Origin of the sequence: Mesorhizobium sp. M0514 (assembly GCF_040321145.1) — a bacterium.
Lineage (GTDB): Bacteria > Pseudomonadota > Alphaproteobacteria > Rhizobiales > Rhizobiaceae > Mesorhizobium.
This window is the reverse complement of the sequence record NZ_JAMYQZ010000216.1, coordinates 1-521: the sequence shown is the minus strand read 5'-3', so window position 1 is coordinate 521 and position 521 is coordinate 1. Positions and strand designations below refer to the sequence as shown.

Below are 521 nucleotides of genomic sequence, written 5' to 3'. Positions count from 1 at the left end.
AGAGCAGCCAGCGCCGAACCCTTGACGATCGGAATGTCGTCGCCGGGGAACTCGTTCTTCGACAGAAGCTCGCGAACCTCGAGCTCGACCAGTTCGAGCAGCTCAGCATCGTCGACCTGGTCGACCTTGTTCAGGAACACCACGATCGACGGCACGCCGACCTGACGGGCAAGCAGGATGTGCTCGCGGGTCTGCGGCATCGGGCCGTCGGCGGCCGACACCACCAGGATCGCGCCGTCCATCTGCGCGGCGCCGGTGATCATGTTCTTCACATAGTCGGCGTGGCCGGGGCAGTCGACATGGGCGTAGTGGCGCGCTGCCGTCTCGTATTCGACGTGCGCCGTCGAAATCGTGATGCCGCGGGCCTTCTCTTCGGGCGCCGCATCGATCTGGTCGTAGCGCTTGTACTCGCCAAAATACTTCGTGATCGCCGCCGTCAGCGACGTCTTGCCATGATCGACGTGGCCAATCGTGCCAATGTTCACATGAGGCTTGTTACGCTCGAATTTACCTTTTGCCAT

At 62.0% G+C, this 521-nt stretch carries 1 protein-coding gene; it reads right to left on the bottom strand.

Annotation, left to right across the window (positions count from 1 at the left end):
- A partial coding sequence (locus NKI61_RS32875; protein ID WP_352842436.1) for a GTP-binding protein occupies positions 1–521 on the bottom strand: 521 nt, incomplete at its 3' end.